Annotated in this window: 23 protein-coding genes; 8 read left to right on the plus strand and 15 right to left on the minus strand. The window is 62.1% G+C overall.

The window, feature by feature from the left end; all coding sequences use genetic code 11:
* Window positions 1-46: 46 nt before the first annotated feature.
* The 14 genes from mdcH to pilG all read right to left on the minus strand — a co-directional run bounded on the left by mdcH (window position 47) and on the right by pilG (window position 17,321).
* Window positions 47-967 carry a malonate decarboxylase subunit epsilon gene (mdcH, locus tag ACXX9E_RS03535; RefSeq protein WP_128616108.1) on the minus strand — a complete coding sequence of 307 codons (921 nt, stop codon included), beginning with the start codon at window positions 965-967 and terminating at the stop codon, window positions 47-49.
* Window positions 964-1,584 (minus strand): malonate decarboxylase holo-ACP synthase, encoded by a 621-nt coding sequence (locus ACXX9E_RS03540; RefSeq protein WP_458555037.1) that lies wholly within the window; start codon window positions 1,582-1,584, stop codon window positions 964-966. Before ACXX9E_RS03540 ends, mdcH begins: the two co-directional genes overlap by 4 nt.
* Window positions 1,578-2,363, minus strand: coding sequence for a biotin-independent malonate decarboxylase subunit gamma (mdcE, locus tag ACXX9E_RS03545; protein ID WP_267796750.1), 786 nt, complete (start codon window positions 2,361-2,363; stop codon window positions 1,578-1,580). The genes ACXX9E_RS03540 and mdcE overlap by 7 nt, the downstream gene beginning before the upstream one ends.
* Window positions 2,360-3,211, minus strand: a complete 852-nt coding sequence (locus ACXX9E_RS03550) for a biotin-independent malonate decarboxylase subunit beta (RefSeq protein WP_458555038.1) — start codon at window positions 3,209-3,211, stop codon at window positions 2,360-2,362. The genes mdcE and ACXX9E_RS03550 overlap by 4 nt, the downstream gene beginning before the upstream one ends.
* Complete coding sequence (locus ACXX9E_RS03555) at window positions 3,204-3,503, minus strand: malonate decarboxylase subunit delta (protein WP_003229075.1); 300 nt, start codon at window positions 3,501-3,503, stop codon at window positions 3,204-3,206. The genes ACXX9E_RS03550 and ACXX9E_RS03555 overlap by 8 nt, the downstream gene beginning before the upstream one ends.
* Window positions 3,503-4,375 carry a triphosphoribosyl-dephospho-CoA synthase gene (locus tag ACXX9E_RS03560; protein ID WP_458555039.1) on the minus strand — a complete coding sequence of 291 codons (873 nt, stop codon included), beginning with the start codon at window positions 4,373-4,375 and terminating at the stop codon, window positions 3,503-3,505. Before ACXX9E_RS03560 ends, ACXX9E_RS03555 begins: the two co-directional genes overlap by 1 nt.
* Window positions 4,375-6,045, minus strand: coding sequence for a malonate decarboxylase subunit alpha (mdcA, locus tag ACXX9E_RS03565; protein WP_038358792.1), 1,671 nt, complete (start codon window positions 6,043-6,045; stop codon window positions 4,375-4,377). Before mdcA ends, ACXX9E_RS03560 begins: the two co-directional genes overlap by 1 nt.
* A gap of 297 nt (window positions 6,046-6,342) precedes the next feature.
* A complete protein-coding gene (locus tag ACXX9E_RS03570; protein ID WP_186747149.1) occupies window positions 6,343-6,708 on the minus strand; it encodes a DUF6124 family protein in 366 nt (121 codons plus the stop codon).
* A 533-nt stretch (window positions 6,709-7,241) separates the two neighbouring features.
* Entirely contained in the window at window positions 7,242-7,712 is a 471-nt protein-coding gene (locus tag ACXX9E_RS03575; RefSeq protein ID WP_458555040.1) for a chemotaxis protein CheW, read from the minus strand.
* Window positions 7,705-13,614, minus strand: a complete 5,910-nt coding sequence (locus ACXX9E_RS03580) for an Hpt domain-containing protein (protein ID WP_458555041.1) — start codon at window positions 13,612-13,614, stop codon at window positions 7,705-7,707. Before ACXX9E_RS03580 ends, ACXX9E_RS03575 begins: the two co-directional genes overlap by 8 nt.
* Window positions 13,615-13,625: 11 nt before the next feature.
* On the minus strand, window positions 13,626-15,680 hold the full coding sequence (locus tag ACXX9E_RS03585) for a methyl-accepting chemotaxis protein (RefSeq protein WP_186747144.1): 2,055 nt from the start codon (window positions 15,678-15,680) through the stop codon (window positions 13,626-13,628).
* Window positions 15,681-15,940: 260 nt separating this feature from the next.
* Entirely contained in the window at window positions 15,941-16,480 is a 540-nt protein-coding gene (locus ACXX9E_RS03590) for a chemotaxis protein CheW (RefSeq protein WP_123469531.1), read from the minus strand.
* 10 nt (window positions 16,481-16,490) lie between these two features.
* Window positions 16,491-16,856 carry a twitching motility response regulator PilH gene (gene pilH / locus ACXX9E_RS03595; protein WP_222834122.1) on the minus strand — a complete coding sequence of 122 codons (366 nt, stop codon included), beginning with the start codon at window positions 16,854-16,856 and terminating at the stop codon, window positions 16,491-16,493.
* A 60-nt stretch (window positions 16,857-16,916) separates the two neighbouring features.
* A complete protein-coding gene (gene pilG / locus ACXX9E_RS03600) occupies window positions 16,917-17,321 on the minus strand; it encodes a twitching motility response regulator PilG (RefSeq protein WP_007913673.1) in 405 nt (134 codons plus the stop codon).
* A gap of 225 nt (window positions 17,322-17,546) precedes the next feature.
* Here pilG and gshB point away from each other — a divergent pair, with 225 nt between their 5' ends.
* The 7 genes from gshB (at window position 17,547) to ACXX9E_RS03635 (ending at window position 23,652) form a co-directional block, all read left to right on the plus strand.
* A complete protein-coding gene (gene gshB / locus ACXX9E_RS03605; protein ID WP_322375835.1) occupies window positions 17,547-18,518 on the plus strand; it encodes a glutathione synthase in 972 nt (323 codons plus the stop codon).
* Window positions 18,519-18,684: 166 nt separating this feature from the next.
* A complete protein-coding gene (locus ACXX9E_RS03610; protein ID WP_458555042.1) occupies window positions 18,685-19,584 on the plus strand; it encodes an energy transducer TonB in 900 nt (299 codons plus the stop codon).
* Window positions 19,585-19,755: 171 nt separating this feature from the next.
* On the plus strand, window positions 19,756-20,328 hold the full coding sequence (locus ACXX9E_RS03615; RefSeq protein ID WP_123469539.1) for a YqgE/AlgH family protein: 573 nt from the start codon (window positions 19,756-19,758) through the stop codon (window positions 20,326-20,328).
* A complete protein-coding gene (gene ruvX, locus ACXX9E_RS03620) occupies window positions 20,328-20,765 on the plus strand; it encodes a Holliday junction resolvase RuvX (RefSeq protein ID WP_003229101.1) in 438 nt (145 codons plus the stop codon). Before ACXX9E_RS03615 ends, ruvX begins: the two co-directional genes overlap by 1 nt.
* Window positions 20,766-20,845: 80 nt before the next feature.
* Entirely contained in the window at window positions 20,846-21,352 is a 507-nt protein-coding gene (gene pyrR, locus ACXX9E_RS03625; RefSeq protein ID WP_458555043.1) for a bifunctional pyr operon transcriptional regulator/uracil phosphoribosyltransferase PyrR, read from the plus strand.
* 27 nt (window positions 21,353-21,379) lie between these two features.
* Window positions 21,380-22,384, plus strand: coding sequence for an aspartate carbamoyltransferase catalytic subunit (locus tag ACXX9E_RS03630; RefSeq protein WP_003229107.1), 1,005 nt, complete (start codon window positions 21,380-21,382; stop codon window positions 22,382-22,384).
* Window positions 22,381-23,652 carry a dihydroorotase gene (locus ACXX9E_RS03635; RefSeq protein ID WP_123469544.1) on the plus strand — a complete coding sequence of 424 codons (1,272 nt, stop codon included), beginning with the start codon at window positions 22,381-22,383 and terminating at the stop codon, window positions 23,650-23,652. Before ACXX9E_RS03630 ends, ACXX9E_RS03635 begins: the two co-directional genes overlap by 4 nt.
* A 102-nt stretch (window positions 23,653-23,754) precedes the next feature.
* Here ACXX9E_RS03635 and ACXX9E_RS03640 read toward each other — a convergent pair whose 3' ends face one another.
* Complete coding sequence (locus ACXX9E_RS03640; protein WP_447806968.1) at window positions 23,755-24,189, minus strand: NINE protein; 435 nt, start codon at window positions 24,187-24,189, stop codon at window positions 23,755-23,757.
* Between the two features lie 248 nt (window positions 24,190-24,437).
* Here ACXX9E_RS03640 and ACXX9E_RS03645 point away from each other — a divergent pair, with 248 nt between their 5' ends.
* The gene (locus ACXX9E_RS03645) at window positions 24,438-25,064 is read left to right on the plus strand and encodes a C40 family peptidase (protein ID WP_128615070.1); all 627 of its coding nucleotides are present in this window, start codon (window positions 24,438-24,440) and stop codon (window positions 25,062-25,064) included.
* The last annotated feature ends 23 nt before the right edge of the window (window positions 25,065-25,087 follow it).

Genomic DNA, 25,087 nt, shown 5'->3' on the forward strand with positions numbered 1-25,087 from the left:
CATCGTCGAATGTTGTTTTTGTTGTTCGAAGCTTGAGTCGGCGGTTTTAGAGTTGGCGGCCACCCTCCTCTCGCAACAGCGCCTGCAAGGTGTCGAGACGAGCACTGTCGAAGGCAGTGACCGTGCCCTGCTCGAACACCCGGCGCGCCAGCCCGGTCAGCACCGCACCGGGCGGCAGTTCGATTTGTAAACGCACGCCGCGCTCGTAGGCGCTTTGTACGGTGCCGCGCCAATCCACCACGCGGCACATGTTGAAAGCGAGGTCGTCACGCAGGGCATCAGGCTTGATCACCGGACGCGCGCGACTGCCACTCAGGTAAGCGATTTTCGGGTTCTTCAATTCAACTTTGGCAAAGGCCTCGGCGAGGGTTTGTGCAGGTGCCTCCAGCAGCGGACAGTGCGACGGCACGCTCACTGCCAAACGTTTTGCCAGACCAGCGCCACGACTGCGCGCCAGTTCGGCCACCGCTTGCATGGCTTCGTCACTGCCGGCAATCACCACCTGGTTATCGGCATTGATGTTGGCCAGGTACACCGGTGAATCCTCACTGTGCACCTGCGCCAACAGCGTTTCGACTGTGGATAATTGCAGGCCGATGATCGCGGTCATGCCATAGCCCTGTGGATAAGCTTGCTGCATCAACTCACCGCGCAGGCTGACCAAGTGCAACGCATCGCTGAAACTCAAGGCTCCAGCGACCACCGCTGCCGGGTAGGCGCCGATGGACAGGCCAGCAACGTAATCCGCCGTGAGTCCGTCCTGCAACAACTGCCGCGATGCTGCAACGCCGGCGATCAGCAGGCACAACTGAACCGCCCTCGTGGTGCGTAACGCTTCGCTGGAATCGAGCAGCAAAACATCTTCACCGAGCACATCGCTGGCCTCGATCAAGGTTTCCCGTGGCAATCGCTGCAGCATGCCCGCTTGCTGCGCGCCCTGGCCGGGGAACACCAGCAAGCTGCTCACGCTGCCTGCTCCTGCGGGTTCCACGGGTCAGTCACCAGACACGCCTGATGCTGGTTTTTCAGCAGCACACGGGCCAATCCGCTGGCCCATTCGCGCAAGGCGACCGCACCGAACGGCGTTTGCAATTGCAGGTCGATCCGGCACGCAGCCTGATCGAAAACCTCCACGAATTTGCGGGCCTGATTACGCGTGATCAACTGCGGCGTACGCAAAATCAGATCGAGATCACTGGCCGCGTGCATCGCTTTAAAACCGCTGGCCAATTCAAACCCGACGCTGCCGCTGATTCCCCAGACCCAACCGCAATCATCGAGCATTGGCCGCAGTTGCTGGAGTGCCTGCATCACCGGTAGATCGCGCTCGCACTCAACATGACAAAGCGCCTCAGGGCTGACCCGACAAGCAATTGACTCGACCGCCATAAACGCCGCCAACCGCTGCTCGCGCAACACACCGCGCACGCCGACCGCGACGTAACCTTCAGCGCTCGAGGCGCGTCGCACCACCACTGGTTGCCCGGCCGCCAGCGACTCAACCGCCCACAACGGCGCATCCGCCGGCAACTGCGCCGGGCTCATGCCCCACAGCAGGTCGTGGGCCAGAGGCGTGTTCACCACTGCGCCCTCAGCAGTTCGCGTACACGGCTGGAAGCAGCACGATTTTTTGCGCCGAGACGGTTGCTCAAGTCAGCGCTGGAGATATCGCCGATGGCTTGCTTCAGGCATTCGTTCACCCGTGCCAGATCCTCAACGGTCGGCTGTTCAATCTGCTCAACCGACAGGGTTTCCCAGAGCAGTCCGAGACTCGCATAGCTGTCGATGTCATACGCCATTGGCGGCACGCTGGCGGCCAGCGCTTCCAGTTCCTCGACACTGCGCAAGGTCACCCGCGCCGCCGAGGCCTTGCCCATCGCGTGCACCATCACCCCGGGATCGCGCAGAGCAATCAAACGGTTGGCCTGATAACCATGCGCCAGAAACGCCCCGGACATCGCCTTGCCTACCAGCAGCGCAATCACCGGATGCCCGGCCAGACGTGCGCGTGCATAACTGTCCGCCGCACCGGCCAGGGCTTGATGAATACCAAGCGCTTCTTCGCGCCGACCGTAAGCCTGGCTCGGCACATCGACGATGGCGATGATCGGGCGTTTCTGTGTTTTGTCGCGGTCGGCAGTGATCGCGTCATCCACAGCCTTGGCCAGGCCCCAGCCTTCGAGCAAACCAACCTCGCCGTTGCGAGCACGTGGATAACGGTTGTCCGGGTCAGCGACCACGGCGATAAACCGTCCGAGTTCGCCATCCGCCACCTTCAACGAGGCCGGCAGCCCTTCAACCACCACAGCACCCGCGCTCAAGGCGTTAAACCAGTTCAAACCGCGCAGTGAATAACCGCTCATGAGCGCTCTCCTTGATACAGATCGCGAACCACCGACGGTTCGATTTGCTTGTCAGTGTTCAGGCTCGTCAGACGTTGCAGAAACCATTCGGCACGTCGGCTGCGCGGCTGAGTCGGCAAACCCTGCTGAAGCAATTGGCCAACCTGCTGCCGAATCTGCGTCACGTCATCGGCGACATAACGATCCACCAAGCCGCTGGCGAAACGCTGCTCGCCACCGGTCAGGCTCCAGATGAAGGGCCGGTCGCGGGAGTCGTATTCTTCGATCCCGGCTTCCTGCTCGATCACTTGCGGGCCGTTCAAACCGAGACGCGCTTCCTGGGTCACCAACAGATAGCTGCACAGCGCAGCGGCAATCGACATGCCGCCGAAACAACCGACGCTGCCCGCCACCACACCGACCACCGGTTGGTACTGCTGCAAATCGACAATCGCCGCATGAATATCAGCAATCGCCGCCAGCCCGAGGTTGGCTTCCTGCAACCGCACGCCGCCGGTTTCCAGCAGCAATAAGGCGCGGGTCGGAATGCCCTTGCGGTTGTCTTCGGCGGCCAGTTCCAGCGCGCCGGCGATCTTCGCCCCGCCGACTTCACCAAGGCTGCCGCCCTGGAACGCGCCTTCGATGGCAGCGATCACCACCGGCAACCCGTCGAGGTTGCCCTTGGCGATTACCACGCCGTCATCGGCCTGCGGCACCACGCCCTGGCGTTCGAGCCACGGCGACATGACGCGCTGAAACGGGTCGAGCAATTCGCGGAAGGTTCCGGCATCGAGCAAGGCTTGCGCCCGTTGCCGCGCACCGAGTTCGACGAAGCTGTGTTTGTGCAACAGCGCTGCGCTGTCAGTCATGGCCGATCTCCTCGAAACCTTGTTCCAGACGCAAGCGCACCACCCCCGGCGTCGCGCCGAAATCGTGGATGTCGATGGCCATCGCCGGTGGTGTGGTGCCGTCGAACATCCGCGCAAACAGATGCTGCCAACGCTGCTGCGCACCGTTGACCGAAGTCTGCACGTTGATCGTCAGCTTGCCGGCCAGCCCCGGTTCGATCAGCACTTCCAGATCACCCGAACCGACACAACCGACCAGCGCACGCCCGCGTGGCGGCTGCCCGGCGGGGAATTCAAAGGATAAGGTTTCCATCAAAACGCTCCCTGAAGGATGCCGTTGCGCTCGATTCGGTCGAGCAGCAGCGTGGCGGCGAGCAAGTCGGCGGCGCCACCGGGCGAGGCATTCAATGCGATGAGTTGTTGATCCAGTTCATGCAAGCGGCGGCGACCGCTGAGGCTGGCGCTGCCACCGGCGTCGAGCACCGCTTGCGCGCCCTGCTGCATGGCGTGCAGACCCTCTTCGCCAGCGCGATAGAGCACGCAGGTGTCGGCCAGGTCAGTCATGATTGCGAGCAAGGCGTCGAGCCGGGCGTTCTGTTCACCGTGGCCGTTGCCGCGGCTGCGTTTGAGTTGTGGCAGGCCGCGTTGCAGAACGGAGGGGAAGCCGAGTTGCGCTTCCTCACGCGCGCCGCGTGCGCCGTAACGCAGGGCGACTTGGGCGCCGTGGCTGAGTGGGCGCGGTGCGTAGCGGTCGTCGAGTAATGCCAGACGTGCGGCGCGCAGGGTTACGGCATTGGCGCTGCTGGATTTCGCGTCCAGTGCAGCTGCTGTGACAATCAGGCCCAAGGCCCAGATCGCCCCGCGATGGGTGTTCACACCATTGGTGGTGGCGAGCATCGCTTGCTCGCCTTCGCGACCGATGCGGCCAATCGCTTCGCGCAACGTTGAATCGACTTCACCGATCTCGACCGCCGCTTCAGCCATTTCCTTGAACGCCGGCCACAACGACAACACCGAAGCGTGCATCAGGCCCAAGTGCAAATCGGTGTGCGCGCCATTGCCGCGACGGTCGACCAGCGCCGGTTTCGGCGACAGATCGGCTTCGTCGATCAGCGCGTCCACCGCCAGATCAGCCAATCGATCAGCTTGGGACAGCGGTTTTGCTTGCAGGTTAAATGCGTGCATTACCAGCTCCTGAATTTGGCGGGCGGGTTGTACAAACCGCCGGACCACTCGACCAGATCGGCCACGCTTTTCGCTGCGAGCAGTTCGCGGGTGGCGTCGGTGCGGCGGATGCCGAGGTCTTCGGGCAAGGCAATCAGACCTTCGCGGCGCATGCGCTCGGTGTCTTTCGGGTTGTGGCGCAGGCCGATTGCGGTGACGCCGGCCACCGCTGCGATCATCGCCTGACGCTCTTCCAGCGAGCGCGCCTTGTACAGGTAGGCGATGCCCTCTTCGGTGAGCAGGTGGGTGACGTCGTCGCCGTAAATCATGATCGGCGCCAGCGGCATCCCGCTTTTCTTCGCCACCTCCACGGCGTCGAGGGTTTCGACGAAGGTCGGTTTGCCACCCTCCTGGAAGGTCTCGACCATTTGCACCACGAGTTTCTTGCCGCGTTCGAGCATCGGTTGCTGCGCATCGTCGTGGCGCATATCGAGCCATGCCGGGGTGCCGTGACGCCGGCCGCGTGGATCGTGGCCCATGTTCGGCGCACCGCCGAAACCGGCGAGGCGACCACGGGTCACGGTCGAGGAATGGCCGTCGCCATCGACCTGCAACGTCGCGCCGATAAACAGATCCACCGCGTACTGCCCGGCGAGCTGGCAGAACATCCGGTTGGAACGCAGCGAGCCGTCGCGCCCGGTGAAGAACACGTCGGGCCGTGCGGCGATGTAGTTTTCCATGCCCAGTTCGGTGCCGAAGCAATGCACGCTTTCGACCCAGCCACTTTCGATCGCCGGGATCAGCGTCGGGTGCGGGTTGAGCGTCCAGTTGCGGCAGATCTTGCCCTTGAGGCCGAGGGATTCGCCGTAGGTCGGCAGGATCAGTTCAATGGCGGCAGTGTTGAAACCGATGCCGTGGTTGAGCGACTGCACATTGTGTTTTTCGTAGATACCACGGATCGCCATCATCGCCATCAACACGTGCACCGGTTTGATGTGCCGTGGGTCGCGGGTGAACAGCGGTTCGATGTAGAACGGCTTGTCGGCCACTACGACAAAATCGACCCATGACGCGGGAATGTCCACGCGGGGCAGTTCGCTGACGTCGTCGACCAACTGATTGACCTGGACGATAACGATGCCGTCGCTGAACGCGGCCGGTTCGATCAGTGCCGGGGTGTCTTCGGTGCTCGGGCCGGTGTAGATGTTGCCGGCGCGGTCAGCCATGAACCCGGCCGAGAGCACGACGTTGGGAATCAGGTCCACCACCAGCCGCGCATAGAGTTCGATGTAGGTGTGAATCGCGCCGACTTCCAGCAGGCCGTCTTCGAGCAACTGGCTGATGCGCAGGCTCTGGGTGCCGGCAAAGGAGAAGTCGAGCTTGCGGGCGATGCCGCGTTCGAACAGGTCCAGATGCTCGGAGCGACCGACGCTGGGCATGATCATGTGCAGGTCGTGGAGCTTTTCCGGGTCAGCCTTGGCCAGCGAACGGGAAAGGAAATCCGCCTGCTTCTGGTTGTTGCCCTCCAGCACTACGCGGTCGCCGGGATGAATCAGCGCTTCGAGCGCGGCGACGATCTTGTCGGTGGGCAACACCACACCGTCGGCCAGCCCGCGCACCTTGTCGAGACGCCGCTGCTTCTCGTCACGCCGCCGCGTCCAGCGCGAGTCGGGGGAAATTGTTGTTGTCATGCTCACTCCACGGGGTTCGCTGTCGTGGAGCTAAGGTAGGCGTGTGGGGTGGGGGCATCAATCAAGCGCGGTGGTGAATCGTTACGCTCAGGGTAATGATCAAGAGCGCCCTCACCCTAGCCCTCTCCCGGAGGGAGAGGGGACTGATTGGGGGATGCTTCTGATGTACATCGACCTGATCTTGCCGCGCCGAATCCATAATCGACTCGATTTTTCAGGTCGATGTACAACGCCAGACACCTCGGTCGGCCCCCTCTCCCTCCGGGAGAGGGCTGGGGTGAGGGGCGGGCTTTTCCGCTATTCCGTCGGCACCAACTTATCCAACACCCGATTCACCGCCATCTCCGCCACCATCACCACCTGCGCAATACCCTGCACAGTCTTGCGGTGCGTACCTTCCACCATTGCCGCGTGGTTGTTAAGCATCACCGTGGCCGAACCAAGGGTTTCACTGGCGTCGGCCAACAGCGATTCGGTGTCGGCATTGGGGTTGGCCATATACAGCGTGTTGGGGGTGTAGGGCGTGGCCATCAGGTCGGCGTTGGTCGGGCCGAGGTAATGGTCGAGGGCGCGTTCGGCGGCTTCGTGGAGTTTCTTGGAGTCGGGGGATTCGTAGGGGGATGCCGGGTCGGTGGACGGCGGGTTAGGCGTTACTTTGAACATGGGGATGAACCTCTATCAGGCCTCACCATCCCGCTGCTAAACGGTAGGGTGGCGGCTATGCGCAAGTTAGCAGACCGGTCAAACCCCAACCCGGCGCACCCGAAGGTGCCATGCGCACAGCCACCATCAAGCGCAGGCGAATGCCTGACTGGATGAGACTTGTACAACCGAGGTAAGGAAGAAGCCGGGCTGCTAAACCCGATCACTGGGAATCAGTGACGGAATCAAGTTACGCAGCCTGCCCAAGGCGCACAAGCCGGCGGATTCTGGTGCATGCGTAGGCAGCGGCGCAAGGATTTGTAGGCTAGTGAGCCGTAACACCGGGTGTCTTTAAACAGCTGGGCTAAATGATGTTTATTGCACTGCAGAAATTGAGGATTTGCCTGTAAGAGTTTGCTGGTGCAACTGGCTCCATCGCTGGCAAGCCAGCTCCCACAGGGTTTTGTGTGGTTCACAGAATTCGAATACAACTCGGACACTGTGGGAGCTGGCTTGCCAGCGATGAGGCCAGTCAGAGCAACACGAATTCTGGATCAATGGACCAGCCCAGCCTCCACCAACAACTGCTCCAGCCCCAACAAATCCGGCACCTTCGCCACTTGGTCCCCGACCTGCACCGCCGCCTGTTCCAACGCACACAACGGCACATCGACATAACTCAACTGACTGTCGAGCTTGTACGAGCGCGGAATCCCCTGCACCAGCAGCGCAATGAATTTGAGCTGAGGCAAGCCTCCGAGGGCGTTGAGGATGACGATCCGCGCCCGCTCGCCGATGACGATTTTCTGCCCGCACGCCGATTCAAAACTCAGCAGCGGAATCTGCCGCTCACGCCACGTAACCTTGCCGAGATACCACGGCGGCGTATCCAGATCGAAGGCGCTGGCCTGATAGTCAATCAGCTCGGCCACGGCGACGTTGGGCAGGATCAGGTTGCGGTCGGCCAGTGGCAGCAGCAGGCCGGTGAGTTGGCTGGTGCGCGCGTTGTGGCGGCGCTCATGCATGTTTCTTGCTCCAGTGGGCAATGCTTTCGAGCAGCACCGATTCCTGGTACGGCTTGCCGAGGTAGTCGTTGACGCCGATGGCCATCGCGCGGTCGCGGTGTTTCTGCCCGGTGCGCGAGGTAATCATGATGATCGGCAGGTGTTGCAGGCGTTCATCGTTGCGCACTTGGGTGGCGACTTCGAAGCCGTCCATGCGCGGCATTTCGATGTCGAGCAGCATCAGGTCGGGCATGTGTTCTTCGAGCAACAGCATCGCGTCGACCCCGTCCTTGGCGGTCAGCACATTCATGCCGTGACGTTCGAGCAAACGGCTGGTGACCTTGCGCACGGTCACCGAGTCGTCGACCACCAGCACCAGCAGCGGCTTTTGCGGCTCGCTGTCGATGTCCGCATGGGCCGGACGCTGCGCAACCCGCGCCTGCATCGCGCGGATCGGCGCCAGCAAATCGAGAATCAGCACCACCCGGCCATCGCCGAGAATCGTCGCCCCGGACACGCCCTGCACCGCGCCGAACTGCGGGCCGAGGCTCTTGACCACGATCTCGCGGGTGCCGGCCATCGCGTCGACCTGCACCGCGATGTGCCGGTCGTTGCACTGCACCAGCAGCACCGGCAATGGCAGGCTCTGGCCGAGCAGTTTCGGGCGTGGCGCAGTTTTCAGCAGTTCGCCCAGATAGCACAACTCATAGCGCTGGCCGCCGTAGTGGTAGCTCGGCGGGTCGTTACGGAAGTGCCCTTCCAGATCATTCGGCAGGACGCGGACGATGCCTTCGATGGTGTTCAGCGGAATCGCATATTGATCCTCGCCACACTGCACCATCAGCGCGCGGTTGACCGACACGGTGAACGGCAGGCGAATGCGGAAATGCACGCCCTGCCCCGGCACCGAGTCGATGCTCATGGTGCCGCCGAGCTGGCGCACTTCCTCGTGGACCACGTCCATGCCGACGCCGCGCCCGGAAATCTGCGTGATCTTTTCAGCGGTGGAGAAACCCGGCTGAAGGATGAACTGCAATACATCGCGGTCGCTGATTTCGGCATCCGGAGCCAGCAAACCGCGCTTGATCGCCTTGCGCCGCACCGCTTCCAGCGGCACCCCGGCGCCGTCGTCGCGGATATCGAAAACGATGTCGCCGCCCTCACGGGACAAGTCCAGGCTGATCGTACCCTGTGCCGGTTTGCCCGCCGCCAGCCGCACTTCGGCAGACTCCAGACCGTGATCGACGGCGTTGCGCAGCATGTGCTCCAGCGGCGCGGCCATGCGTTCCAGCACGTTGCGGTCCATCTCGCCTTCGGCGTTGTCGATGATGAACGCGACGTCCTTGTTCAGCTCTTCGGCGACCTGCCGCACGATGCGTTTGAGACGCGGCAGCATGCGTTCGAACGGCACCATGCGCGTGCGCATCAGGCCTTCCTGCAATTCGGTGTTGATCCGCCCCTGTTGCTGCAACAGGTTCTCGGCGTCGTGGTTGCGGCGGTCGAGGGTTTCCTTGAGGTCGAGCAGGTCGGAAGCGGATTCGAACAGCGCCCGCGACAGTTGCTGCAACTGCGAGTGGCGGTCCATTTCCAGCGGGTCGAATTCTTCGTAACCGAGATGGTCGGCATCGACTTGCTGACGGCTGAGAATCCGTCCCTGGGTTTCGGTGTCGAGCCGGCGCAATTGATCGCGCATGCGCTCGATGGTGGTTTCCATCTCGTTCAGTGCGGTTTGCGCATCGCTGACCTGTTGCTCGATACGCCCACGGAAAATCGAGGTTTCCCCGGCCAGATTGACCAACTCGTCGAGCAGTTCGGCGGAGACCTTGACCATGTCCGCACCGGCATCGGCAGCCGGTGGCGCCGGCTCGGTCTTGGCGGGCAGCGGCAATACCGGCGGGGTTTCGACCGTCGCCGGATGACTGAAATTCTGGATCGCGCTGATCAGCCGATCGGCCGGCGGGCACGGTTGCCCGGCGCGCACCCCATCGAGCATTTGCGCCAGGCGGTCATGCCCGCGCTGGACCAGTGCGAACAGTTCCGCCGACGGCTGCAACGCCCCGGTGGAAAGGCTTTCGTAAAGGTATTCCAGCTCATGGGCGAGGTCGCCGATCGGACCGATCTCGACCATCCGTGCACCGCCCTTGAGGGTGTGCAGATCGCGCAGCAGGGTTTCCACTTCCTGGCGATTGCCCGGTTCGGCCTGCCAGCGCAGCAACGCCGCGCCAGAGTTTTCAATGATGTCGAAACCTTCTTCGAGGAAGATTTCCAGCAGCTCCGGATCGTGTGCGGCGCTGTCATGATCCGCCGTCGGTAACGGCGCTTCGCCCACCGGTTGCCCCTGACGCAGCTCGCGAATCGCGCCGATCAGTTCCTGCGCCGGGCTCAGCGGCTGATGGCTTTGCAACTGGTCAAGCAGCAACGCCAACTGCGCGTGGCTCTTGAGCAGTAACCGGCCCAAAGCGTCGCTGTGGCTGTAGCGGCGATCCACCAGTCCTTCGTAAAGACTTTCCAGCTCCTGGGCCAGATCTGCGATGGCCGCCACTTCGGCCATGCGCGCGCCGCCCTTGAGGGTGTGCAGGTCGCGCTGCAATGAGGACAGCGGTGCGGCGTTGTCCGGGTCGTTGAGCCAGCGGTGCAAGGCTTGTCCGGCGCTGTCGAGAATGTCGACGGCCTCTTCGAGGAAGATCTCGACGATCTCGTCGTCGCCCTCGAACGACCTCGCCGACTGCTGCAACTCTGCGGTGGCGCTGCCCAGTTCACGAATGCTCAGGGTACGGCTGCCATCGCTGCGGATCAGGCCCATCGACGACGGGTCAAGGCTCTCGTCGAGCAGCTCGTGCAGGGCGCGAATGCGCGCAGGCTGCGGCGTGACTTCCTGGCCGGCGGCCAATTCGTCGAGCATGTTGATCAGCGCTTCGTGGGCGTTCTGCGCTTCTTCGAAAAACCGCTCGCTGACCGCCAGGCTGCTTTCTTCCACCGCGCCATAGAGGTCGAGCAAGGCTTCGCACAACACGTCCACCGGCAGCAGATCAGCCAGGTGCGCGCCTTCGCCGAGGGTGGTCAGTTCATCCAGCAAGGCACTGAGTTCCTGGCGCTCGCCGGGATGTTGTTGCCAGCGCTGCAAGAGGTTTTCGGCGTCGAGCAGGATGTCCATGCCCTGGGCGAGGAAGTTGTTGATCAATTGCGGATCGCGCTTGATTCGCAGGCTGGTGTTCGGCGTCTGGAGGATCGCTTCCAGACGCTCGCCGAGCAGCGTTTCAATGCGCTTGATCAACGACTGTGCACCGACGATCGGCGCCAGCGGATCGTGCTTGAGCTGGCGCAGACCGACGCGGAACAAACCTTCGGCCTCAAGCAGCAATTCCACTTCGTCGAGATCGAGCGGCAACTGATGCGCCTTGAACTCGCGGGCCAGTTGATCCAGCGGCGCGGCCAGTTCGGCAATCGGCAACACCCCGGCCATCGACGCGCTGCCCTTGAGCGTATGCAAGGCGCGCTGCAGTTCATCGCTGGCCGGTAGCGGCACATGTTCGGCGGCCTGATCGAGGTAACGGTTGAGACTGGCCAGATGGGTTTCCGCCTCGTTGCGGAAGATTTCCAGCAACAGCGGATCAAGGGCCGCGACATCATTCACGTCTTCAGCGGCCAGCGGTTCGTCCCCTTTGGCCAGCGCATGGGCGCGGGCGGCGAGCTGATCGACGTCGCTGCGTTGACGCTGCCGGTGAGTGGCGAATTCACTGATCAATTCCGGGAGCAACAACACCGTGTCGGTGAGCAGTTGCGGCACCACCGCACCGGGCTCGACGCTTTGTTCCAGCACACGGTTGAGCAGGTTCTCCACCGCCCAGGCCAGTTCACCCAGCACCAGCGCACGGACCATGCGCCCGCTGCCCTTGAGGGTGTGGAAGGCCCGGCGCAGTTCAGTCAGGGCCGCACGGTCCTGCGGATTGGCCGACCAGCGCGGCAGGTATTCGTGGAGGACTTCGAGGACTTCGTCGGTCTCCTCGAGGAACACTTCGCGCAACTCGTCGTCGACCGGCTCTTCGTCAGCCGGTGGCGGCATCAGGCTGCCGGGGGTGGTCAGGGCCGGCGGGTTGACCGCCGACACCGGGCTGGCCAGCACCTCGGCCAGCGACTGCACGATATCGGGGTCGTCCAGCACTTGCAGGTCTTGCATCACCAACGCTTCGCTGGGGCTGAGCACGTCATCGAGCACTGGCACCTGCGGTGCGCCGGGCTCTTCGTCAGGAAAGTAGCCCAGGCTGGCCAGGCTCTTCTGCGCGACATCCAGCAGTTGTTCGCTCGCGGCCTGCGGGTCGTCGCTCAAACGTTCGAGGTAGTACTCGAGGCTGGTGATCACGTCGGCGAGGTTGTCCAGTTGCTGCCAGCCCGGCTCGTGGGGATCAAGCAGTAAATGCTCGCGGATAAAGCCATTGCAGGCCTCGACCAGACTGGCCGCCCGGCTCAGCGGAATCATCGCCAGCGCGCCGCGCACTTGGGTCAGCAACTCCGGCAACGCTTGCAGGTGCTGGCGATCCCAGTCGGCGTCGATGTAGTCGACGATCATGTCCTTGGCCTGTTGCAGGCAGATGCGCGCTTCCTTGATCACGATCTGGTGGATCTGCGTCAGATCGGTGGTCGGCAGGCGCGCCTCTTCGGGGCTTTCCGTTTCCACGGTGCCGACCATCCCGGCCAGATTCGCCTCGACGTAGAGCAGCGCGCCGGCGACGTCCATCAGCGTGGCGTCGTTCGGTTCGCGCTGGCCTTGAGCGAGGCTGAGGACCACCGCCAGTTGATCAATGATGACCTTGCGCGGCTGGCCAAAACCGAGCACCGCCAGGGTGTCGGCAATCTGCCGCAGCGGCGCCAGCAGGCTGTCCAGATCAGAGGTGTGCTGACGGTCGCTGCGCACGAACAGGTCGAGGCGCTCCTTGACCCGCACCAGCTCTTCGCACAGCGCCGCCAGCACCGAGCGCATCGCATCGCGGTCGGGGCCGGCCAGGCGCGCACGTTCTTCGTCGACCATCGCGCTGTCGGGCAACGCGTCGTCCAGGGAGTAGCGATCTTTCATGGTCAGCATCTGCCCGGTGGGATGTTCGGCTTTGGCAATATAGAACAGCAGGCTTTTGAGCAGCTCCGCAGGGGGCGGCTGGTTGAGACCGCGCATGCCCTGCTCGAGCAGGCGCTTGAGTTCCTTGTCGGCGTCCTTGAACAGGCTGCGCAGCGCCGGGCTGTTGGCGATCGCGCCTTCGCGCATGCCTTCGACCAGCGCCGAGGCCACTTGCCACAACGGACTCAAGGGCGCATCGCCGCTCATGGCTTCGAGACGCTGGAAGACTTTCGCCAGGTACTCCAGATGCGTCTGGTCATCCTGCTCGCGCAACAGACCGACCAGGGCCATTTGCAGCATCTGGCGCAACTTGCGCAGCACATTCGGCAGGTCTGCCGGCTCCAGCAGCGCCAGCGCTTGCGCGCTGAGGGGTGGCAGCTGCGGCAGTTGCGGGCTGAACAGGCTGGTTTCCGAGAGCAGGCTTTCGCCGCGAGCGCTGCGCAGGTCGTTGATCAGCGGCAGCACCACCAGCGGCAAATCGCGGCGGGCGCCCTGCACGCGGTCGAGGTAGATCGGCAATTGGCCAAGGGCTTGCAGCAGCAGGTGCAGGGCTTCGTCGCGGTGGCTGACGCGCTCGTGCTGCAAGGCTTCGACCAGATGTTCCATCTCTTCGGCGAGCAAGGCTGCGCCGTAGAACTCGACCATCTGCAGACTGCCGTGGACCTGATGGATGTAATCCAGGCACTCGTCCAGCCCGGGAAAGGCCTGCGGATCCTCAAGCACGGCTTCAATTGCCTGATGCGCCTGTTTCAGCGTTTCGGCAATTTCGCCCTTGACCCATTCGAGGGCCACATAGTCGTGCCGGTCACCCATAACCACTCCACTCACGCCTTGTCCGTCGCGGACGCCGACGGCAAGGTGAAACCGGATACCGAACGGCGCAGCTGGCTGGCCATTTTCGCCAGGTTGCCGATGCTCTCGGCGGTGGCGGTGGAGCCGGACGAAGTCTGCGAGGTGATCTGCTGGATCACGTTCATCGTCAGGGAAATCTGCCCGGCCGACGAAGTCTGCTGTTGCGCCGCGTTGGAAATGCTCTGGATCAGCGCCGCGAGGGTCTTCGATACGCCTTCGATTTCTTCCAGGGCCACCCCGGCATCCTGCGCCAGACGCGCGCCGCGCACCACCTCGGTGGTGGTTTGCTCCATCGAGATTACCGCTTCGTTGGTGTCGGTCTGAATTGCCCGCACCAGGGTTTCGATCTGCCGGGTGGCAGCAGACGAGCGCTCGGCCAGTCGCTGCACTTCATCGGCGACCACCGCAAACCCGCGCCCGGCATCCCCGGCCAGCGACGCCTGAATCGCCGCGTTGAGCGCGAGGATGTTGGTCTGGTCGGCAATGTCGTCGATCAGGCTGACGATGTCGCCGATCTCCTGCGAAGACTCGCCGAGGCGCTTGATGCGCTTGGCGGTGTCCTGAATCTGTTCGCGGATGTTGTCCATGCCGTGGATGGTGTTGTGCACCACCTCGTTGCCCTTGTTGGCGATTTCCACCGAACGCTCGGCCACGGCCGAGGACTCGGCAGCATTGGCCGACACCTGATCAATCGACTCGGCCATGTCGCTGATCGCGGTCGAGGCTTCGGAAATCTGCTGCGCCTGATGCTCCGAGGCCTGGGCCAGGTGCATCGCGGTGGCCTGGGTTTCCTGCACGGCGGCGGCGACCTGGCCGGCGGTGAGGTTGATGGTTGCCACCAGGTCACGCAATTGGTCGACCGAATAGTTGATCGAGTCAGCGATGGTGCCGGTGAAGTCTTCGGTCACCGAGGCGGTCACGGTGAGGTCGCCATCGGCAAGGTCTTCGATTTCGTCGAGCAGGCGCATGATCGCGTTCTGGTTGCGCTCGTTCTTCTCGGCGGTTTCACGCAACTGGCGGTTGGTTTCCCGGACCATCACCAGACCGATGAGGATAATCGAGGCCAGTGCCAGCAAACCGAGGACGTAGCCACCGATGGTGTCGGTGTTGCGCCCGCCGGCAAGGTTTTCGAAGCGAGTGGCCAGGTGCGAGGCTTCGTCGAGCAGGGTTTGCGAGAGGCTGAAGATGTTGCTCGCCGATTCGCGAACCTTGAACAGCTCCGGCGAGGTTTCGAGGATTTCGTCCACGGAGCCGGAGACGAACTGGAACAGCTCGGAAATTTCGCTCAGGCGTGCGCGGGCATCGCGGTCTTCAACCTGGCTGATTTTCAGTGCCGGGTTGCCTTGCAGCATGCCGTTGAGCACCTGGCCAAAACGGGTGGCGTCGCGACCAAAGGCATCGGCGGCCTGCTGCGAGTTTTCGTCGCCGGCGAGCACGGTGTTGACCGCGCCGAGGATCCGTTCAGCGAGCAGCGACTGACGCTGGGCCATCGCCACTTGCGCCGCCGGAGCACCGCGCTGGAGGAGGATCTCGACGACTTTTTCGTATTCGATCTGCAACTGCGGCACGGTTTCGGCCAGGGTCGCGGCGACCTGATGCAGCGACAGCACAGTCTGTTCGCTGGAGAGAATCGCGTCGGTGTTTTTCAGCAGGCGTTCCCAATCCAGCTGCACGGCGCGCATTTCCGGGCGCACGGTGGCCGGGGCCGGTGGCAGGCCGGTGGCCGGGTCGCCTTTCTTCAGGTAACCCCAGCGCTGGGCGAAATCGTTGCGCGCATCGCTCAGCAACTTGAACGCGGCAGCCTTGCCGGCGGCGGCTTCAGTGGCGTTCTTGGCGATGCGTTGCGACAGCACGCGCAGTTCACCGGCGTGGCCGATGTACTGTTTGTCGTAGTTAGCCTGGGTGTTGAGGTACGCGAAGTTGGCGAACAGCAGCATGATGAACACGATCAGTGCGATGAACAGCACGATGATCTGCGAGCGACTGCGCGATCCTTCCGCCGACTTGTCTGTTTTTGCTTTTGTCATCGGTCCTCGCCTAATTTGAAACTCACCGAAGCACCTGTAGAAGCTAGCCTTGTGAAGTGGAGCTTTTGTGGCGAGGGGATTTATCCCCGATGGGTCGCACAGCGGCCCCAAGATTCGAGCTGTATCAAATACATCTCGAATGCAGCCTTTGGGTCGGCTTCGCCAACCATCGGGGATAAATCCCCTCGCCACAGGTTTCCCTTGCCACAGAATCACACCATTACATGGCTCATTCCCACATGGGTTATCTGTTGTTTCGACTAAATTGCGACGCTCATGAATACCGGGGATTTAGCCAGTGCAAACAGGCTGAACACCCGCCAGTTCTGCTCGCGCCGGAAATAGCCTTTGACGAACTCGGCCTTGGAACCCTGGCGCTTGCTGATCGAAATCGGTTCGAAGCTGTCCTGCTCGAAATGCTGCAGGCCGATGACTTCGTCGACCATCAGCCCGGCAAACACATCGCCATGCTCGACCACCAATACCCGCCGCTGTTTACGCAATGGCGACAGCTCGTGCCCGAAAAAACCGCACAGGTCCATGATCGGCAGCAAGCGCCCACGCAGGTTAGCCACCCCTTTGACCCACGGCTTGACCCCGGGCAATTGAGTGAAGCGCGGCTCGTGCAGCACTTCGCTGACTTCGCCCATCGGCGCCACATACCAATGCTCGCCAAGGCGAAAGCCGATACCGCTCCAGCGATCCTGGCGCGCGGTCTGCGACGGCAAGTCCGCCGCCAGCAAGCGGCAGCGCTGGTCGATTTGCCAGAGCAGTTCGAACGCAGTCAGCGATTCGCTCATGGTTGCGCGATCAGCCTTTGAGCACGTTGTTCAGGGTCTTGATCAGAGTGTCTTCGTCGACCGGTTTGGTCAGATAATCCTTGGCGCCCTGACGGGTGCCCCAGACCTTGTCGGTTTCCTGATCCTTGGTGGTGATGATGATCACCGGGATGTGGCCGGTGTCCGGGTCCTTGGTCAATTGCCGGGTCGCCTGAAAACCGTTGAGGCCGGGCATGACGATGTCCATCAGCACTGCATCGGGTTTTTCCTGACGGGCCAGCGCGACACCGTCGGCGCCGTTTTCGGCTTTCAGTACTTCGTGGCCGTGCTTTTCGAGCATGCCGGTCAGTTTGTACATTTCAGTCGGCGAATCATCGACGATCAGGATACGTGCCATGGTTTTCCCCATTTTTCTTGTTGACGCCCGGCCCGCTGGCCGAGCATCACTGTACGTGTCTTACTGCGGCAAAACGGCGGCGAAGCCCGGAACATGGGCCTGAATCGCGTTAAGCAGTTCTTCCTTGCTGAAAGGCTTGGTCAAAAATTGATCGGAACCGACAATCCGCCCCTTGGCCTTGTCGAACAGCCCGTCGCGCGACGACAGCATGATCACCGGCGTGGCCTTGAATGCGCTGTTGTTCTTGATTAAAGCGCAGGTCTGATAACCATCCAGACGCGGCATCATGATGTCGACAAAAATGATTCCGGGATGGTTGTCCGCGATTTTCGCCAGCGCGTCGAAACCATCAATCGCCGTGATCACTTCGCAACCCACATTTTTCAACAATGTTTCGGCGGTGCGACGAATCGTTTTCGAGTCGTCGATCACCATGACCTTCAAGGCGCTGGACTGCTGTTCCATAAGAGGGCTCTACCGTCGCCTTTGCGAATCAAATTGTCCGTTTTGCTATCAGTGATGGCTGGAAACCCTTGATGTTCAAGGGCCAGCGCTGCATGCCAGCCTTTTTAGCACAGTCTCCAGATGCAATCTATCGACGGGTTTTTCCTTGACCGAAAACCCGCCCGGAGCCACTCTGGCGGCACTTTTTCAATACCGATCCGGTAGCCAATTTTCGAGGAAAACCCAATGAGCGTTCGCGTCGGGATTGTCATGGACCCTATCGCCAGCATCTCCTATAAAAAGGATAGCTCGCTGGCCATGCTGCTGGCCGCGCAAAAACGTGGCTGGGAACTGTTCTACATGGAGCAGCGCGACCTGTATCAGGCCGAAGGTCAGGCGCGGGCGCGCATGAAGCCGCTGAAAGTCTTCGCCAACCCGGAAAAATGGTTCGAACTGGACGCCGAGCAGGACAACCTGCTGAGCGACCTGGACGTGATCCTGATGCGCAAGGATCCGCCGTTCGACATGGAATTCGTCTACTCCACCTACCTGCTCGAACAGGCCGAAACGGCGGGCGTGCTGGTGGTGAACAAGCCGCAAAGCCTGCGCGACTGCAATGAAAAGCTGTTCGCCACGCTGTTCCCGCAGTGCACGCCGCCGACCGTCGTCAGCCGTCGCGCAGACGTGCTGCGTGAATTCGCCGCCAAACACGGCGACGTGATCCTCAAGCCGCTGGACGGCATGGGCGGCACCTCGATCTTCCGCCACCGCGCGGGCGATCCGAACCTGTCGGTGATTCTGGAAACCCTGACCGCCCTCGGTGGCCAGCAGATCATGGGCCAGGCCTACCTGCCGGCGATCAAGGACGGCGACAAGCGCATCCTGATGATCGACGGCGAGCCGGTGGATTACTGCCTGGCGCGGATTCCGGCCCAGGGCGAAACCCGTGGCAACCTCGCCGCCGGTGGTCGTGGCGAAGCGCGGCCGCTGACCGACAAGGATCGCTGGATCGCCGCGCAAGTCGGCCCGACCCTGCGCGAGAAAGGCCTGCTGTTCGTCGGTCTGGACGTGATTGGCGAGCACCTGACCGAAATCAACGTCACCAGCCCGACCTGCATCCGCGAAATCGACAATGCCTTCGGCACCGACATCGGCGGCATGCTGATGGATGCGATCGAAAAGCAGCTGCAAGCCTCGAGCCGCAAGCAGCAAGCCTGACGGCCAGCTACAAGCCGCAAGCCATGAGCTACAAGCTTTTACTTGCAGCTTGCCGCTCGAAACTTGCAGCTGCCCTTATGTCGCTTGCCGCTTGAAGCTTGCAGCTAAAAACCAACATTGCGTTATCATGCCGAGCCCGTAAAAACGCGATGTTGGTTTTTCTGTCATGACCCTCCCGTCCGATCTGCCCGCAGAACTCGCCCACCGTGGCGTGCGCCCGGCCGACCGCCTCGGATTTACCCTGTTTCTCGCAGCGCTGATTCATTTGGCGCTGCTGCTCGGCGTCGGCTTCACCATGGTCGAGCCCAAGCAAATCAGCAAAACCCTGGAAATCACCCTCGCCACCTTCAAGAGCGACACCAAGCCGAAGAAGGCCGATTTCCTCGCCCAGGAAAACCAGGAAGGCAGCGGCACGCTGGACAAGAAGGCGATCCCCAAGACCACCGAGGTCGCGCCGTTCCAGGACAATCAGGTCAAGAAAGTCACCCCGCCTCCGGCCGCCAAGCCGGAAGTCCTTGAAGCCGCGCCCAAGGCTGCCGTAACCACGGTCGCGCCGAAACAGCAAAAGGCGCCGACCAAGAAAGAAGAAACCAAGACCGAGACCAAACCGGCAGTCGACGCACCGACGTTCGATAGCTCGCAGCTGTCCAGCGACATCGCCAGCCTCGAAGCGGAACTGGCCAAGGAACAACAGCTGTACGCCAAACGCCCGCGCATCCACCGTTTGAGCGCCGCCTCGACCATGCGCGACAAGGGCGCCTGGTACAAGGATGACTGGCGCAAGAAGGTCGAGCGGATCGGCAACCTCAATTACCCGGAAGAAGCCCGGCGCAAGCAGATCTACGGCAACCTGCGCCTGATGGTCTCGATCAACCGCGACGGCTCGCTGTATGAAGTGCTGGTGCTCGAATCCTCCGGCCAGCCATTGCTGGATCAGGCGGCCCAGCGCATCGTCCGGCTGGCCGCACCGTTTGCACCGTTTACCGGTGATCTGTCGGATATCGACCGACTGGAAATCATCCGCACCTGGAAATTCGCCCGGGGCGACAAACTCTCGAGCAACTGACACACCGCAACCCCTTGTGGGAGCGAGCTTGCTCGCGAAGAGGCCGGCACATGCACCATTGATGTTGCCTGACCTGACGCCTTCGCGAGCAAGCTCGCTCCCACATTTGATCTGCGTTGTTCTCTGATCCTCAGCTTGTCAGTTTGCCCCTTCGACGCCACACTATCGCTCATGAAAAACGTCAGCCCCAGCTACCTCAAGCATCACTTCCTGATCGCCATGCCACACATGGCCGACCCGAACTTTGCCCACACCTTGACCTACATCGTCGAGCACACGGCCAATGGCGCCATGGGGCTGGTGGTCAATCGACCGCAAGAGCTGAATCTGGCTGACATCCTCGAGCAACTGCGTCCGGACATCGAGCCGCCAGCACTCTGCCAGCACGTACCGATTTTCATCGGCGGCCCGGTGCAGACTGATCGTGGTTTTGTCCTGCACCCGGCCGGCCAGATGTTCCAGGCCACCGCGCAACTGGACGGCGATCTGGCGCTCTCCACTTCCCAGGACGTGCTGTTTGCCATCGCGGACGGTGCAGGCCCGGCGAAAAGCCTGATCGCCCTCGGTTACGCGGGTTGGGAAGCCGGGCAACTGGAGGCCGAACTGGCCGACAACGCCTGGCTGACCTGCCCGTACGATGCCGACATCCTGTTCAACACCAGCAGCGAACTGCGTCTGGAAGCGGCGGCACGGCACCTGGGGATCAACCTCAGTCTGCTGACCAGCCAGGCAGGCCACGCCTGATGGCCCTGCGTCTGATTCTCGGCTTCGACTACGGCACCAAACAGATAGGCGTTGCAGTCGGCCAGGTGATTACCGGCCAGGCCCGCGAGCTGTGCACCCTGAAAGCGCAGAACGGCGTTCCGGACTGGAACCAGGTCGAAGCGCTGTTCAAGGAATGGAAACCCGACGCCGTGGTGGTTGGCCTGCCGCTGAACATGGACGGCACGCCCAGCGAAATGTGCCTGCGCGCCGAGAAATTCGCCCGACGTCTCAACGGCCGCTTCAATGTGCCCTTCTATACCCACGACGAACGCCTGACCACCTTTGAGGCCAAAGGCGAGCGACTGGTACGTGGCGGGCAGAAAGGCAGTTACCGCGACAACCCGGTGGACGCCATCGCCGCCGCTCTGCTGTTGCAGGGCTGGCTCGATGAAAACACTGCATTGTTTGAATCCTGACAAGCGCTTCGGCGCTTTTCTTTTGAGCTACGACCCGAGCCGCGTCCAAGGACCCGGCTCGACCCCAAGAAGGAGCAACCATGAGCCTGCCAAATCCCGCCGATCTGATCAGCCAGATGGCGACCCGCCTCAAGGCGCACCTTGCCCAGCGTGAGATCCGCGAACCGCGTTACATCGGCATCCGCACCGGCGGTATCTGGGTCGCGCAGGCCCTGCTCAAGGAATTGGGCAGCGATGCGCCACTGGGCACGCTGGATGTTTCCTTCTACCGCGACGACTTCAGCCAGAACGGCCTGCACCCGCAAGTGCGCCCCTCGGCCCTGCCCTTCGAGATCGAAGGCCAGCATCTGGTGCTGATCGACGACGTGCTGATGAGCGGCCGCACCATCCGCGCCGCGATGAACGAACTGTTCGACTATGGCCGCCCGGCCAGCGTGACCCTGGTCTGCCTGCTCGACCTGGACGCCGGCGAGCTGCCGATCCGCCCGAATGTGGTCGGCGCGACCCTGTCGCTGGCCGCCCACGAGCGGGTCAAGCTGTCCGGCCCCGAGCCGCTGACGCTCGAACTGCAAGACCTGAACCCTTAATCCGCCCTATTGAGAGTCCCCTTCGCGATGACGCCTCTAGATACCAAGCGCCCGCTGCAGCTCAATGATCAGGGCCAGCTGCGCCACTTCCTCTCGCTCGACGGCCTGCGCCGCGAGTTGCTGACGGAAATCCTCGACACTGCCGACTCGTTTCTCGAAGTCGGGGCCCGGGCGGTGAAGAAGGTCCCGTTGCTGCGCGGCAAGACCGTGTGCAACGTGTTCTTCGAAAACTCCACGCGCACCCGCACCACCTTCGAACTGGCGGCCCAGCGGCTGTCGGCAGACGTGATCACCCTGAACGTGTCGACCTCGTCGGCCAGCAAAGGTGAAACCCTGCTCGACACCCTGCGCAACCTCGAAGCCATGGCCGCCGACATGTTCGTCGTGCGCCACGGCGATTCCGGTGCTGCACACTTCATCGCCGAGCATGTCTGCCCACAGGTGGCGATCATCAACGGCGGCGACGGCCGTCACGCCCACCCGACCCAGGGCATGCTCGACATGCTCACCATCCGTCGGCACAAGGGCGGTTTCGAAAACCTCTCGGTGGCGATCGTCGGCGACATCCTGCACTCGCGGGTGGCACGCTCGAACATGCTCGCGCTGAAAACCCTCGGCTGCCCGGACATCCGCGTGATCGCGCCGAAGACCCTGCTGCCGATCGGCATCGAGCAGTACGGCGTGAAGGTTTACACCGACATGAACGAAGGCCTGAAGGACGTCGACGTGGTGATCATGCTGCGCCTGCAGCGTGAGCGCATGACCGGCGGCCTGCTGCCGAGCGAAGGCGAGTTCTACCGCCTGTTCGGCCTGACCACCGCGCGTCTGGCCGGGGCCAAACCCGATTGCATCGTCATGCACCCGGGGCCGATCAACCGTGGCGTGGAAATCGAATCGGCAGTGGCCGACGGCCCGCACTCGGTGATCCTCAATCAAGTCACCTACGGCATCGCCATCCGCATGGCCGTGCTGTCGATGGCCATGAGCGGGCAAACAGCGCAACGTCAATTCGAGCAGGAGAACGCCCAGTGAAGCTCAGCATTCTCGGCGCCCGCGTCATCGATCCAAGCAGCGGCCTGGATCAAATCACCGATATCCACGTTGAAGCCTGCAAGATCGTCGCCCTCGGCGCCGCGCCGGCCGGTTTCACTGCCGTCGAAACCATCGACGCCCAGGGCCTGGTCGCCGCGCCCGGGCTGGTCGACCTGAACGTCGCGCTGCGCGAGCCGGGCTACAGCCGCAAAGGCAGCATCGCCAGCGAAACCCGCGCAGCGGCGGCCGGTGGCGTGACCAGCCTGTGCTGCCCGCCGAAGACCAAACCGGTGCTCGACACCTCGGCGGTGGCCGAACTGATCCTCGACCGTGCTCGCGAAGCCGGCAACACCAAGGTGTTCCCGATTGGCGCGCTGAGCAAAGGTCTGGACGGCGAACAGCTTGCCGAGCTGGTGGCGCTGCGTGACGCCGGTTGCGTCGCGTTCGGCAACGGTCTGGAGAGTTTCCGCAACACCCGCACCCTGTGCCGGGCACTGGAATACGCGGCCACCTTCGATCTGACGGTGATTTTCAACTCGCAGGATCACGATCTGGCGGATGGCGGTCTGGCCCACGAAGGCGCGGTCGCCAGCTTCCTCGGTCTGCCGGGCATTCCGGAAACGGCGGAAACCGTGGCCCTGGCCCGCGATCTGTTGCTGGTCGAGCAGACCGGCGTGCGCGCGCACTTCAGCCAGTTGACCAGCGCTCGCGGTGTGGCTCTGATCGCCCAGGCTCAGGCCCGCGGCTTGAAGGTCACGGCGGATGTCGCGTTGTATCAACTGATCCTCACCGATGAAGCGCTGATCGACTTCAGCAGTCTCTATCACGTGCAACCGCCGCTGCGCACCCGCGCAGACCGCGATGGCCTGCGTGAGGCTGTGAAATCGGGTGTGGTGTCGGCAATCTCCAGCCATCACCAGCCCCACGAACGCGACGCCAAACTGGCGCCGTTCGGCGCGACCGAGCCGGGCATCAGCAGCGTCGAGCTGCTGCTGCCGCTGGCGATGACCCTGGTCGAGGATGGTTTGCTGGATCTGCCGACCCTGCTCGCGCGCCTGAGCGCTGGCCCTGCGGACGCGCTGCGCCTGCCGGCGGGCAAACTGGCGGTGGGCGGTGCGGCAGATATCGTGCTGTTCGATCCGAAAGCTTCGACAGTCGCCGGTGAACACTGGTTGTCGAAGGGTGAAAACTGCCCGTTTGTAGGTCACACCCTGCCGGGTGTGGTTCGCTACACGCTGGTGGACGGGCGAATCAGTCACCAGGCTTGATACCGGGTTGCCCCCAATCGCTGGCAAGCCAGCTCCCACAAGGTCTTGCGCTATCTTTGGGTTAGCGCAAAAACCTGTGGGAGCTGGCTTGCCAGCGATGGCTTACTGGAAGGCGCCTCTGCCTTCGGCGTTGCGTACGGATACCTGATCATTCAGCGTCCAGAAGTCATACAGCACCCCGACAAAGAACAACCCGCCGGTCAGCAGATACAGCAACCCGCTGATCCACTTGCCCTGGTACATCCGGTGCACGCCGAACACCCCCAGGAACGTCAGCAGAATCCACGCCACGTTGTACTCGATCGGCCCGGCAGCAAAACGCAGATCGGCCTCGCGATCCATCGCCGGAATCAGAAACACGTCGATCAGCCAGCCAATACCCAACAAGCCAAAGGTGAAGAACCAGATCGTCCCGGTGACCGGTTTGCCGTAATAGAAGCGGTGAGCGCCGGTAAATCCGAAGATCCACAGCAGGTAACCGATGATTTTGCTGTGGGTGTCCTTTTCGTTCACGCGGGGTAGCTGATAGCGGTTCATGAAGACCTCGATTCACACGATAGATAAATATTCTTGAATTCTTTGTGACTTTTTTACAGGTAGCCGACGTATGGCAAATGTTACCGTGTCTCCCGTCAAAGCCTTACAGCACCGGACTTCTGTCGGACAATTGCGTCTTTTTGCCGCTTATTTGGTTCCATTGTCAGCCGATTGAATCGACCAACGGCCTCGGAATCGAAAAAAAAGCTGTTATAAAGTTGCGCGCAAACCCATAAGAGCCACGCCTAATGCGACCATTTTTCAAGACATGGCTAACTATTTGCCTATTAATGCCACTGGCCGCCCACGCCACCAATCGTGAGCAACGTCTTCCCAACGTTAACGGTTTCACCCCTAAATCCCATGCTTCGGCTCCTTCGAGCAAGAGCAGCAAACAAACGAAACACACCACGCTCGCCAGCAACAATCACGGCAAGCTGGTTCCACCGATGGCGAACAAGGAAAGCAGCAATGTCCTGAGCCGCGCGGTGAACGTCCTCGGTACTCCATACCGTTGGGGCGGCAGCAGCCCAAGTAAAGGCTTCGACTGCAGCGGTCTGGTGAAATATGCGTTCAACGACGCCACCTTCGACCTGCCACGCACCTCCAATGCGATGGCCAGCGGTCACGGCGAGAAAGTCGAGCGCAAGGATCTTAAGCCAGGCGACCTGATTTTCTTCAACATCAAGAGCCGTCGGGTCAACCACGTTGCCATCTACCTGGGCAACGACCGCTTTATCCACGCACCGCGTCGTGGCAAAGCAGTGAGCATCGACACGCTGAACAAGCCGTATTGGGAACAGCATTACGTGGTTGCCAAGCGTGTGTTGCCGAAAGAACCGGCCGGCAAGCAGATGCGCGTCGTTCAACGCTGAACTGACTGATCCGCAACGGGTAT

The sequence above is a fragment of the Pseudomonas sp. GNP014 genome, assembly GCF_054344005.1.